We start from the raw sequence: 12379 nt of genomic DNA, 5'->3' as shown, positions 1-12379 counted from the left end.
TGTCGGCCATGCCCCACGCGGGCCGTCCGCCGGCGGCGGTACGCCGGCCGTCCGTCAGCCGTCCGTCAGCAGGGTCCGGACGAGTGCCTCGGTCTGCGCGTCGCGCCGCGCGGTCACCTCCAGGGCGGCCAGGAACTGCTCCGCCAGCCAGTCCCGCAGCTCGTCGACCGGCGGGAGCCTGTCCTCGTCGAGCCAGATCAGCGAGGCCGCCTCCACGGCGGTGATCCACATCCGGATGGTCATCCGCAGCCGGGGCCCCGGTTCGACGACTCCGAGGTGGCTGAGGATGTGCTCGGCGGCGGCCCGGCGCACACCGTCGACGACGGCGGTCGTACGGGAGGTCTCCACGACGCTCCCGCCCTGCAGCAGCGCGCTGAACCCGGGGCCGTGCCCGTCGACGAAGGCGAGGTAGCGGTCGAGGGCCCTGGACAGCCGGGGCAGCAGCGGACCCTCGCGCGGCTCGTCGAAGCAGTGCCGCAGCTCGTCGGCGGCGGACCTGAGCGCCGCCTCGTACAACTGCTGCTTGCCGCCCGGGAAGTACCGGTACACCAGGGGGCGTGACACCCCGGCCGCCTCCGCCACGTCGTCCAGCGCCACCTCGTCGGGCGCGCGGTGGGCGAAGAGGGACAGCGCGGCGTCGATCAGCTGACTGCGCCGCTCCTCGACGCCGAGGCGCCGATAGGCGGGAGTGGGAGCCTGCGGGGTCATGCCCCGCAGCGTAACCAACCGCTTCCGGCGGCTGCCTACGCCAACAGTCCGGACGACCTCCACAGCCGCCGTCCGACCCCGCGCAGCACGCCGATGTCGTCCAGGAACTCCGTCAGCCGCTTCGATCCCTGCCGCATCACGTCCCGACGGTGCCCGCTCGCCCTGACCTGGGCGACGGCCTCGCGCTTGTCCAGCCCGACGTTCGGGTACACCTCGGGGTTCACGAACGCCACCGAGAAGACGCGGGCGAACTCGCCGGAGGTGATCCGGGTGAACTCCCGCGACCACTTCGGCGCGGTCACCATCTGGCGCCGCAGCTCCTCACGGGCGTAGCGGACGTGCCGGGCCTCCTCGACGACGTGGATGCGCGTGACGCCCCGGATCAGTGGCTGGACGCGCTCGTCCGGGAAGGTCAGCCGCTGCATCCAGTCCAGGACCTCCTCGCCGAGCAGGGTCGCGGTGAAGGAGCCGGGCGTGGTGGAGATCGTCTTGAACAGCCGTCCCAGCTGCTGATGGGCCCGGCTCACCGGGTACCACGGGGTGCCGCCACGCGTGATCACCCGGGCGAACATCCTGGAGTGCCGGCACTCGTCCTCGATCTCGGTGAGCGCGTACCGCACATGCGCGCTCGTGGCGGCCTTGTCGTAGACGTGCCGCACCAGCAGCTGCATCAGGATCAGCTCGAACCAGATGCCGAGCGAGGCGAGCGCCGCGGCCTCGTGCCGGGAGAGCGCGATGCGCTGCTCCTCGCTCATCCGCTTCCACAGCGGGGTGCCGTACAGGGACACCAGCTCCGGCGGCCAGAACCACTTGCCCTCCTCGAACGGAGCGTCCCAGTCCAGCTCCTCGTCCGGGTCGAAGGAGTGCCTGGCGGAGGCGTCGAGCAGCCGCTGGGCCATCTGTTCCCGGTCCTTGAGCAGGCCGAGCGCGTCGCGCAGCCCGTCGAGCGCGTCGGCTTCCGGCAGGGTCCGGTTCTGGCTCGTCATGGCGGCTCCACCTTGAGGGCGTATCGGGTTACCGGCGGTTCACCCCCCTTATGAGACTGTCTGTCAGCAAGCCCGTCAATCCCCTGGGCGGGACTTGTCGACGGCCGGAACGAACCAGGCTCCTGCCGGAGACCTCGCCCTGGCTGCCGAGGGCGTGTCCGAGGACCCGGCGGGCCGGGACCGCGAAGTGAAACCGCCGGAGTGCGCGCGGGCCGGGATCCCGCGCTACTGGCGGGCCGGCACCTCGCCGGTCATCGGCGTCGACGTGCCGGGCGGGAGCGGCGTCCGGAGGGTGAACGCGTAGGGGGTCGGGCCGTGGGCGCGCAGGTGCAGCAGGCGTGCCTCGGCTTCCGCGACCGTGGGGCGGTGGCCCTCCGGGACCCACCACAGGGCCGTCATGCCTCCCGCGCCTGCTCGAACCTCCCCCACTGCCTCAAGGGCGTGGGGGGACCCCCACCCGCCGCCGGCCCAGCATCTCCCGGTGCCGTCCCTGGTACATGTACGCGGTCAGGGCGTCGGTGTCCCGCCACACCGACATGTTGACGATCAGCCACGCGTCGCCGAAGACCGGCACGGCGGTGGCGTTCCCTTCCTCGCCCTGCAGACGCCAGACGAAGCCGTCGGCGGCCTCGGCGTCCGCGTTCACCGGGCCGAGGTGGTCGACGAAGTCCTTCAACTGCGGCGAGTCCAGCGGGGCCTTGAGGCGGGAGATGTTCACCTGGGCGAGTTCGTGGATGGTGCCTGCTTCGGCCATGAACCGGACGGTAAGCCAGGAACGGGAGGCTTCGACAGTCCACGTCTCACCAAGTGGGCTTCCTTGCCTACGAGTTCAGCACCGCCTTCATCACCGCCCGGGCGATCGGCGCCGCTGTTCCGCCGCCGCTGATCTCCCGGCGGTTCGCCGCTGCGTCCTCCACCACCACCGCCACCGCGATCTTCGCCTCCGCGTCCCCGTCGCCCTGTGCCCAGGACACGAACCACGCATACGGCGTACCGGAGTTGCCGATGCCGTGCTGGGCGGTGCCGGTCTTGCCGCCGACCACGGCACCCCGGATGGCGGCGTTCGTGCCGGTGCCCTCCTCCACCACCCCCCGCATCAGCTCCCGCATCCGCAGCGCCGTCGACGGGTACATGGCGCGCCGCGTCGGACGCGAGCCGGCCGTCGACACCGTGCCGCCGCCCGCCCGGGTCGTCCGCTCCACCAGATACGGCTCCCGCACCTGCCCGTTGTTGGCGACGGCCGCCGCGACCATGGCCATCTGCAGCGGGGTGGCCCGCGTGTTGTACTGCCCGATCGACGACAACGCGAGCTGCGCCCGGTCCATCGTGGTGTCGAAGGTGCTGCGGGCCACCGGGAACGGCACCCGCAGCTCGCCGTCGTTGAAGCCGAAGCCCTCGGCCGTGGTCGTCAGGTCCGCCAGGCCCGTGGCCACGCCCAGCTTGGCGAACACGGTGTTGCAGGACCAGGTGAACGCCTCCCGCACCGAGGCGTCCGCACAGCCCCGGGACCCGTTCGTCAGCCGTGTCGTCGTCCCCGGAAGGAGGTACGGGTCGGGGGAGTCGGTCGGTGCGTCGAGGTCGGTGACCGCGCCCGTGTCCAGCGCCGCCGCCGCGGTGACCACCTTGAACGTCGACCCCGGCGGATACGTCTGCCGCACCGCCCGGTTCAGCATCGGCCTGTCCGGATCGGCGTTCAGCCGCTCCCAGGCGCCGCGCGCCGCCGCTCCGTTCCCGGACAGCAGCTCCGGTTCGTACGACGGGACGGACACCAGCGCCAGGATCCGTCCGGTCGACGGCTCCACCGCGGCCACCGCGCCCTTGCGTGAGCGCAGCCCCTCGTACGCGGCCCGCTGCGCGGCCGGGTCGATCGTCGTGACGACGTTTCCGCCCGCGTTGCGCGAGCGCGTGAAGTCGTTCCACAACGGCAGCGGCTGGAGCGCCGGGTCGGTGCCGGACAACAGCCCGTCCTCCGTGTCCTCCAGCAGGGTCGTCCCGTACTCCTGCGAGGCGTACCCGGTCACCGGCGCGTACAACGGTCCGGCGTCGTAGGTCCGTTCGTAGCGCAGATGCTCCCCGGTGTCCCGCGAACCGGTGACCGGGCGGCCGTCGACCAGGATGTCGCCGCGCGGCTGGCGGTAGCGGGCGATGGCGTCACGGCGGTTGGCCGGGTTGTCGTCGTAGGCGTCGGCCCGCAGCACCTGCACGCGCATGGCGTTCAGCAGCAGGGCGAGCAGCAGCAGCGCGCAGAAGACGGCGGCATGCCGGATGTACCGTGTCACGACCCGGCACCTCCGTCCCCCGGACGGCACCCGTCCCCCTGGCGTCGTGCCGAATCGCTCAGCCGGGCCAGCAGCGCCACGATCGCCCAGTTGGTGACCACCGACGAACCGCCCTGTGCCAGGAACGGCATCGCCATCCCGGTCAGCGGGATCAGCCCGGTCACCCCGCCCGCGATGACGAACACCTGGAGCGCCACGATCGCGGCGAGCCCCACGGCGAGCAGCCGGCCGAACGGGTCGCGCAGCACGAGCCCCGTGCGGTAGCCGCGCTCCACCAGCAGCCCGTACAGCAGGAAGATCGCGCAGAGCCCGGCCAGCCCCAGCTCCTCGCCCGCCGTGGCCAGGATGAAGTCGGACTTGACCGCGAAGCCGATGAGTACGGAGTTCCCGAGCCCCAGACCGGTACCGAGCAGTCCACCCTCCGCGAAGGCGAACAGGGACTGCGCGAGCTGGTTCGGGCCCTCGCCCGCCTCGATCGAGGCGAACGGATGCAGCCAGGTCTCGATCCTGCTGTGCACATGCGGCTCCAGCCGGCCCACGGCCATCGCGCCCAGCGAGGCCAGCAGCAGGCCGACGGCGAGCCAGCCGGTGCGGCCGGTGGCGACGTACAGCAGGACGACGAACAGGCCGAAGAACAGCAGTGACGTGCCGAGATCCCGCTCCAGCACCAGCACGCCCACGCTCACCAGCCACACCGCGACGATCGGTCCGAGCACCCGGCCGGTGGGCAGCTGGAGCCCCCAGACCCTGCGGCCGGCGTAGGTGAGCGCGGCCCGGTTCTGAGCCAGGTAAGCGGCGAAGAACACCGCGAGCAGCACCTTCGCGAACTCGCCCGGCTGGATGGAGAATCCGGCGACCCGGATCCAGATGCGGGCCCCGTTCACCGCCGGGAAGAGGATCGGCACCGTGAGCAGGACGAGCGCGGAGGCGGCACAGGATCGGGTGAAGCGCTGGAGCATCCGGTGGTCGCGCAGCAGCAGGACGACCGCGATGAACAGCGCCACTCCCAGCGTCGACCACACCAGTTGGGTCGGGGCGGCCCGGTCTCCGGGGGTCTCCAGGTCGAGCCGGTAGATCAGCACCAGGCCGAGCCCGTTGAGCAGGACGGCGATGGGCAGCAGCAGCGGGTCGGCCCAGGGGGCCCGGAAGCGCACCGCGAGATGCGCGACCAGGGCGAGCACGCCGAGCCCGGCGCCGTAACCGGCGGCGCCGGGCGGGACGGAGCCGTTCCTGGCGAGTCCGACGGCGCAGTAGCCGAACACCGACAACAGGACGGCCAGGACGATGAGGGCGAGTTCGATGCCACGGCGCCGGGGGAGGGGAGCGGCGGGCGTGGGCGGATCAGCCGTCGCCAGGGAGATTCCGGCCTTGCTCATGTGCGGAACCTACCCATATGTTGCGGCTCAGGTGGTTTGCGCGTCAGCACCAGCGTGGCGCGGGCCCGATGCTGTTGATGTGTCGGGCGGGGCCCCAGGCCCAGGTGCCGTCGGTGAGGAGGTACCAGATCGGGTCGCCCTGCACGGAGTCCCCGCGGACCTGGCAGTAGATCGAGACGACATCGCCCTTGTGGACGTAGCGGATGATGCGGGAGCCGCGGTTCGGCGAGCTGCGCAGGGCCAGCGAGTGGGCTGTGACGACGCCCTTGAACCTGCCCTGGTCGCCGTGGTTGCCGCCGGCCTGGTTGCCGCCGTTGTGGTTGTTGTTGCCGCCACCCTGCTGGTTGCCGTTGCCGTTGCCGTTGCCGTTGCCGTGGCCGTTTCCGTTGCCGCCACCCTGCTGGTTGCCGTTGCCGTGGCCCTGCTGGTTGCCGCCGCCCTGCTGGTTGTTGCCGTTCCCGTTCCCGTTGCCGCCGGCCTGGTTGCCGCCGTTGTGGTGGTTGTTGCCGCCGCCCTGCTGGTTGCCGTTGCCGTTGCCGTTGCCGTTGCCGTGGCCGTTGCCGTTGCCGTTGTGGCCGTTGCCGCCCTGCTGGCTCCAGCTCGCTTGGTCGCCGTCGTCCCCTCCGTCGCTCGCGGCGGCGGGGACGACGGCGGTCGCGAGGGCGAGGGCACCGACGGCCAGGGATATGGGTAGCCGGCGGATGAGAGAAGAGCGGGGCGAGCGCGCCGAACGCGAGGAGTGCGAGGGCATGTAGTACCTCCACATGGGGGCGAAAAGGTCAAAGGTGACTAATCGCCACACTAGGAGTGGCCCTCCACACCCGCCTGCCCGGGTGCGCCATCGGGGACGGCGCTGCTACTCGGTCAGCTCCTCCAGCAGTCGGGCCGTCGTCAGCCCCGCTCGCAGGTAGTCGGCGAACAGCTCGTTGTGCAGGGCCCAGCCCGAACGGCGGGCCCGGATCAGCCGGATGGCCGCATCGGCGGAGCTGCCCCGGCGCATCAGCGCGTGCGCGACGACCAGGCCGGAGCGGTTGTACCCGTGGTAGCAGCGCACGAGGACCTTGCGGCCGTCGTCCAGCGCCTCGCACGCCGCCTCGGCGAGCCGCATGACCCCCAGAAGCTGCGTTCCGTCGAGCGGCCCGTCCGGGATGGGCCACACATGGTGCTCGACCCCGGGGCCGGGCCCGTGTCCCGGCAGCCGCAGCAGCGTCTGCACAAGATCGAACTCCTGTCGGGCCACCGCGGGCTCCAGCTGCCCGGACCGGCCCCTGAACTCGTGCCCACCCATCCACAGGCCGGGCGCGATCTCGTTCCACGGACTGTCCGGCGCCGGTACATCGGGTTGGTTCCTGCGGGTATGCAACGGTGCCTCCCCCACATCACCGTTCACGTCATCTCAAAGGTATCCGGGTTCTTGCCCCGGGAGCACCCGCCTGTTCCCATGGAATGTGGGGTGATGGTGCATGAACGGTCTGCGCGTCATACCGGCCTGGCGGCACGGCCAGGAGCGGCTGTACGTCTGTCTCCCGGACGGCAGGAACCTCGCCTGGTACGACCGTGAGTCGGCCAGGGTCAACGTGCTCGGCGAGGACCACGAGGCGGATGTGCTCGAAGCGCTCGGCCCCTTCCTCACCGGCCCGGTCTCGGTCGGCCCGCCCCCCGTCCCCACCCCCGCCGAGCTGGCCCGACTCTCCCTGCACCCCGACGACGATCTCGCGCCGAACCGCCCGGGTGAGGCCCTGCTGATCTCCCTCGACCGCGACCCCGGCCCGGCCCACCGCTTCCGCGCCGACCCGCGCCGGCAGGCGCTCACGGCGGAGCGGGCGGTGGGGGAGGCCCTGGACCGCATGGACGGCCTGGGCGTACGCACCCTGCACTCGGTGCCGCTCCCCGGCGGCGACCGCGTCCACCACCTGCTCATCGGCCCCGGTGGGCTGTACGCCGTACACGCCCTGTACGCCCACAAGCAGCGGGTGACGGTCGCCGACCCCCGGGTGGCCCTCGGCCGCCGCGAGCCGCGCCCTCTGCTGCGCCGCCTCCGCGCCGACGCCGACCGGGTCTCGTACGCCCTGACCGCGGAGGTCCGTCCGGTGCTGGTCCTGGTCGGCGCGTCCCACGTGACGGTGGCGACTCCGCCGCGCGAGGTGCGCGTCCTGACGGACGGCGACGTGGAGAGCCTGGGCCGTCTGGGGGGAGTGCTCAAGCCGGCCGACGTGGAGGCCCTGCACGCGATGGCACGGGACCGGAACACGTGGGCCCGGCTGTGAACGGGACGGGCGGAACCGGCCGAACGGGCTGACCTGCCGGGCCTCTGCTGTGCCTGCCGCGGTGCGGGCTCCCCCCGTACGGCGGTCGATGGATCCTCGGACCCGTGTTCGGCGTCTTCCCTCAGGGCTGTGCTTCCATGTGCGTGATCTGCGGGACCTGTGCACATGACAGGTACGGCCGGGTCGCAAGGAACATCCAAGGACACCGGCGGAGGGCATGACCGAGGACGAGTTCGACGCTTTCTACGCGGCCGCGTTCCCCCGTCTGACCGGGCAGCTCTTCGCCTTCACCGGGGATCTGGGCGAGGCCCAGGACGTGGTCCAGGAGGCGTTCGTGCGGGCCTGGGACCGGCGCCACAGGCTCCAGGCCGACGGGGCGCCCGAGGCGTGGACCCGCACCGTCGCCATGCGTCTGGCGGTCAGCCGCTGGAGACGGGCGAAGCGCTGGCTGGAGCTGGTGCGCCATTCCGCGCCGCCGGAGTCGACCCCCGGCCCCGGCCCCGAACGCGCCGCGCTGGTGGCCGCGTTGCGCCGGCTGCCGGAAACCCAGCGCATGGCCGTCGTCCTCCATCATCTGTGCGACCTCACGGTCGAGCAGGTAGCCTCCGAGACCGGCGCGCCCGTGGGGACGGTCAAGGCCCGGCTGTTCCGGGGGCGGGCGGCACTGGCCAAGGAACTGGCGGTGGACGAGGCCGAGGAGCCGGCCTGGAGGGAGGGCGGCCGTGTCGGATGAACTCTCCATCGCGTTGCGCGAGTTGGCGGCGGACCACGAGGCGCCGCCGCTCGTCCCGGCGGCCGAGGTGCGCGCCCGGGCGCGGCGCCGCGGCCGCCGCCGCCGGACCACGGTCGCGTTCGGCATGGTGACCGCGGCGGCATGCGTGCTGACGACGATCGGACTCACCGTGCACGCCGAGAAGCCCGGCCGGAACCGTCACATCCCGGCCGCCTCGTCCGGCGCCCGGGCCTCCGGCACCCCGACGACCGCCGGCACGTCGGCACCCGACGGGGCGCCCACCCGCTCGGCCGCCGCCACGGACGGCTTCCTCGACCTGGGCCGTCGCACGCTCACGATCGGCGGCCACGTCATGCGTGTCGACTCGCACGCCGTCGCCGCGCTGCCTCCCGGCCACCGGCTGACCGTGCGCGCCAAGCACAAGGCCATGACGCTGCCGGGCGACCCGAGGGCCGAGAACCGCCGTGGCACCAAGGTTCCGTACGTGGTGGAGCTGCGTGCCGGCAACCGGCTGCCCGTCTACGCGGGCGCCCTGGCCGGCGGCACCGAGCCCCTGGGTGCCCTCGGCGCGAAGACCGGCTGGCTGGGCCTGAGCGTCAAGGACGCGCGGTGGTTCTACGCCCGCGTCCGGCAGGGCGAACTCATCGAGATCACGTCCACGCCCGTCCCGGAACCGGATGCACCGGCTCCACCGACCCGGACGGCGGCTCGCGTCGGCTGAACGGCCGCCGTCCGGACGGCCCGCCCGCCACGTGCCGGAGTCCGGAGCAGGTCGGCTCCCCGTGTCCGCCCCCGTCTGTGTCCCTGTCCCTATACCTGTCCCTATCCCTTGACCGCCCCTGACGTCAGCCCCCGGATGAACGAGCGCTGCAGCGCCAGGAAGGCGAGCACCGACGGCAGCATCGCCAGGAACGCGCCCACCAGCAGCACCCCGATGCCCACCTGGTCGTCCGAGCGCAGGGAGCGCAGCGCCAGCGGCAGGGTGTACTGGGCCGGGTCGGTGGCGACCAGCAGCGGCAGCATGTACTGGTCCCAGATCATCGTGAACCCGAAGATGCCGATCACACCCAGAGCGGGGCGGCAGAGCGGCAGTACGACCTGCCAGAAGACGCGGAACTCGCCCGCGCCGTCCAGCTTCGCCGACTCCTCCAGCTCCTTGGGGATCTCCTTCATGAACTCGGTCATCACCAGGATCGAGAAGCCCCACGCCGCCACCGGCACGATCATGCCGACCAGCGAGCCGACCAGACTGATGTGCAGCACCGGCAGATCCGCCAGCAGCACCGACAGCGGTACGGCCAGCACCTCCTCCGGCAGCATCATCGTCGCCAGGATGAACACCAGCACCGCCGCCGAACCGCGGAAGCGCTTACGGGCCAGGGCGTAGCCGGCGAAGACGCTGACCAGGACCTGCAGGGCCAGCCCGCCGCCCACCACGATGAACGAGTTGAGGAGATGGTCCAGGACGTTCCGGTCGATCGCCCGTTCCAGGTTGTCCAGCGACAGCCGGTCGGGGAGCAGGGTGAACTGCGTCGGGTCCACGGTCGGGGTGAAGGCGCCGACCATCAGCGCCAGCAGCGGTCCCGCGAAGATCCCGAAGAGGACGGTGTACAGGACGAACCGCAGCATCCGGGCCCACGGCCCGCGCGCCTCCTGCAGACCCAGCGCGGTGTCGTTCCTCATCGGGTCTCCCTCCTGCGCAGTCGCGACGCGACGGTCAGCACCAGCAGCACCAGGAACAGCAGGACGGTTCCGGCCGCCGCGACCCCCAGCTCGTTGCGTTCAAGACCGAGCTTGTACGTGAGTGTCAGCAGTACCTCCGTCGAGCCGTCGGGCCCGCCGTTGGTGAGCAGGAACACCTCGGTGAAGATCCGCAGACCCCGGATCGCGGCCAAGGTCAGCAGAATTGCGAACACCGGCCGCAGCCCGGGCAGGGTGACGTGCCGGATCCGGCGGAAGCGCGAGGCGCCGTCGACCGCCGACGCCTCGTACAGCACCCGGTCCACGCCCGCCAGCCCCGCCAGGAAGATCATCATGTCGTACGGGGCGCCCCGCCAGATGCCCACGAAGACGATGGACGCCAGTGAACTGTCCGGCGAGTTGAGGAACTCGCTGGGTCCCAGGCCGAAGACGGAGAGCACCGAGTTCAGCGCACCGCCCTGGCCCGGGTAGTACATGACCCGCCACACCTCGGCCACCACCGCCATGGCCGTGACCACCGGCAGGAAGATCGCCGACCGGACGAACCACAGGGACCGGGTCTGCCCCTCCAGCAGCAGGGCCAGCACCAGCCCGAGCACGATCGAGCCGGCGGTCGTGGCCACGGCCAGCACCACCGTGTGCCACACCGCGGCCCCGAAGTCGGCGCTGCCCGCGATCTCGGAGTAGTTCGCGCCGCCGACGTAGGTGTTGCCGAGGAACGGCCGGACTTCCTCGAAGCTCATCCGCACGGCCTGGGCCATGGGGATGAACTTGAAGTACAGGAAGAGCAGCAGGGCCGGGGCCAGGAAGAGCCATGGCGTCGCGGCCCGACGCAACCGCGCCCTCACCGGCAGCCCCGCACGGAGCGGGCGCCGGGTGCCGGGCCCCGGTGACGTCCGTGCCTCGGTCACCGTCATCAGCCCTTGGCCCCCTGCTTCTCGAGCTCCGCGGCGAACTCGCCGGCCAGGTCGCCCATCGCCTTGGTCACATCGCGCGCGCAGTCGGAGACGACGCCGTTGAGGCCCTCGGCGGAGATCTGCCGGATGGTGGACCAGTTGGGCAGGGCCGGCGCGTTGCGGCCGGACTCGTTGTAGACCTGCTGGAAGGTCTCCCAGCGCGGGTCCTTCCGTTCGGCGGCCCCGTCCACCTCGGTGTTGACGGGCAGCCGGACGATGATGCCGCCGTTGTCGACCCCGAGACCGATCTTCTGGCCCGCCGGGGAGGCGGCGAACTCGGCGAACTTCTGCTGGCCCTTCTCGTTGGCCGAGCCGGCCATCAGGTAGACGTTCTCGCCCTCCGCCAGGACGGTCTCACCGCCGGCGCCCGGCGGGGGCGCGACGACCTCGTACTTGTCCTTGCCCAGCGACCCGTCGAAGCGCGGCAGCATGTAGGGGCCGGTCAGGTAGATGCCGCCCTTGCCGCTTTCGAAGACGGTGTGCGTGGTGGAGGAGTCGGCGGTACTGGCGCCGGGCTGGGCGACCTTGGAGTCGCAGAACATCGCCTGCAGCTTCTCGACGGCCTTGACCGACGCGGGCTCGTCGATCGCGGGGGTGTAGCCGTCGCCCTGCTCCTTGACGAAGTCGCCGCCCTCCGACCACAGCATGGTGGAGAACCACCAGGTCAGATAGCCGCGGGTGGTGGTCCCCGGTATCACCATGCCGGCGGTGTCGTCCTTGCCGTTGCCGTCCGGGTCCTCCTTGGTGAACTTCACGGCCAGTTCGGTGAGTTCGTCCCACGACTCGGGTACGTCCGCACCCACCTTCTCCCGCCAGTCCTTGCGTATCAGCAGCGCGAAGGCCTGTGAGTTGAAGGGCACGCCGTAGTACTTGCCGTCGTGGCCCTGCGCCGCCTCCCAGGCCCGGTCGGCGAGATCGGCGCCGCCGGCCACGCTCCCGCGGTCGACCTCACGGACCAGCCCCTGGGTCACCAGGTTCCCCAACTGGCCGGTGTCGTTGATGACGATGTCCGGCAGGTCCTTCTGCGCGGTGCGCTGCTGAAGCTTGGTCTCGAAGTCCGTCACGCCGACGGCGACCAGTTTCGCCTTGACGCCGGTCTCCTGGGTGAACGCCTTGGTGAGGGCCTCGGCCGATTCCGCGGAGGGACTGCCGGCGTCCTGCCGGATCCAGACCTCCAACGGCTGTGACTCGTCCTGTTGTTGACCTGACCCGCCTGAGGAGCACCCGGTGGCGGTGGCAGCGGCTACGGCAAGAACGGCGGCGACGGCGCCGAACCGCCGCCCTCCTCTTGGCTTACGGAGTTGCTTCGACACGGGTGGCTCCGTCCAGTCCGTACGGGCGAGGTGAACGGACTCTACGCACAGACACTCCGT

General features: G+C 71.5%; 12 protein-coding genes and 1 pseudogene. 3 read left to right on the top strand and 10 right to left on the bottom strand.

Translation table 11 applies throughout. The features are described 5' to 3' along the window. Positions 1–54 precede the first annotated feature (54 nt). The 7 genes and pseudogenes from JL475_RS11725 to JL475_RS11695 all read right to left on the bottom strand — a co-directional run bounded on the left by JL475_RS11725 (position 55) and on the right by JL475_RS11695 (position 6712). Positions 55–708, bottom strand: a complete 654-nt coding sequence (locus JL475_RS11725) for a TetR/AcrR family transcriptional regulator (RefSeq protein WP_202277488.1) — start codon at positions 706–708, stop codon at positions 55–57. Positions 709–743: 35 nt separating this feature from the next. Then, on the bottom strand, positions 744–1694 hold the full coding sequence (locus JL475_RS11720) for a diiron oxygenase (protein ID WP_202277487.1): 951 nt from the start codon (positions 1692–1694) through the stop codon (positions 744–746). Positions 1695–1919: 225 nt separating this feature from the next. Further along, positions 1920–2448, bottom strand: a pseudogene (locus JL475_RS11715) (DUF3291 domain-containing protein). 67 nt (positions 2449–2515) lie between these two features. Next, positions 2516–3973 (bottom strand): penicillin-binding transpeptidase domain-containing protein, encoded by a 1458-nt coding sequence (locus tag JL475_RS11710; protein WP_202277486.1) that lies wholly within the window; start codon positions 3971–3973, stop codon positions 2516–2518. Beyond that, positions 3970–5349 (bottom strand): FtsW/RodA/SpoVE family cell cycle protein, encoded by a 1380-nt coding sequence (locus tag JL475_RS11705; RefSeq protein WP_202277485.1) that lies wholly within the window; start codon positions 5347–5349, stop codon positions 3970–3972. The genes JL475_RS11710 and JL475_RS11705 overlap by 4 nt, the downstream gene beginning before the upstream one ends. A gap of 43 nt (positions 5350–5392) precedes the next feature. Next, complete coding sequence (locus JL475_RS11700) at positions 5393–6100, bottom strand: SH3 domain-containing protein (RefSeq protein ID WP_202277484.1); 708 nt, start codon at positions 6098–6100, stop codon at positions 5393–5395. A 105-nt stretch (positions 6101–6205) separates the two neighbouring features. Next, a complete protein-coding gene (locus JL475_RS11695) occupies positions 6206–6712 on the bottom strand; it encodes a dual specificity protein phosphatase family protein (protein ID WP_202277483.1) in 507 nt (168 codons plus the stop codon). A 100-nt stretch (positions 6713–6812) separates the two neighbouring features. On the opposite strand from JL475_RS11695, the gene JL475_RS11690 reads away from it, so the two are divergent. The 3 genes from JL475_RS11690 (at position 6813) to JL475_RS11680 (ending at position 9070) form a co-directional block, all read left to right on the top strand. After that, positions 6813–7616, top strand: coding sequence for a nuclease-related domain-containing protein (locus JL475_RS11690; RefSeq protein ID WP_202277482.1), 804 nt, complete (start codon positions 6813–6815; stop codon positions 7614–7616). Between the two features lie 217 nt (positions 7617–7833). Beyond that, positions 7834–8349, top strand: coding sequence for a SigE family RNA polymerase sigma factor (locus JL475_RS11685; protein ID WP_202277481.1), 516 nt, complete (start codon positions 7834–7836; stop codon positions 8347–8349). Further along, the gene (locus JL475_RS11680) at positions 8339–9070 is read left to right on the top strand and encodes a hypothetical protein (protein WP_202277480.1); all 732 of its coding nucleotides are present in this window, start codon (positions 8339–8341) and stop codon (positions 9068–9070) included. The genes JL475_RS11685 and JL475_RS11680 overlap by 11 nt, the downstream gene beginning before the upstream one ends. 101 nt (positions 9071–9171) lie before the next feature. On the opposite strand, the gene JL475_RS11675 is transcribed toward JL475_RS11680, so the two are convergent. From JL475_RS11675 to JL475_RS11665, 3 genes are read right to left on the bottom strand one after another with little or no spacing between them, the layout of a single operon-like run. Next, positions 9172–10032 (bottom strand): carbohydrate ABC transporter permease, encoded by an 861-nt coding sequence (locus JL475_RS11675; protein WP_202277479.1) that lies wholly within the window; start codon positions 10030–10032, stop codon positions 9172–9174. After that, a complete protein-coding gene (locus JL475_RS11670; protein WP_202277478.1) occupies positions 10029–10967 on the bottom strand; it encodes a carbohydrate ABC transporter permease in 939 nt (312 codons plus the stop codon). The genes JL475_RS11675 and JL475_RS11670 overlap by 4 nt, the downstream gene beginning before the upstream one ends. Beyond that, entirely contained in the window at positions 10967–12184 is a 1218-nt protein-coding gene (locus JL475_RS11665) for a sugar ABC transporter substrate-binding protein (RefSeq protein WP_202277477.1), read from the bottom strand. Before JL475_RS11665 ends, JL475_RS11670 begins: the two co-directional genes overlap by 1 nt. Between the last annotated feature and the right edge of the window lie 195 nt (positions 12185–12379).

The organism is Streptomyces sp. M2CJ-2 (assembly GCF_016757295.1).
GTDB lineage: Bacteria > Actinomycetota > Actinomycetes > Streptomycetales > Streptomycetaceae > Streptomyces.
This window is presented reverse-complemented; position numbering and strand designations above follow the sequence as displayed.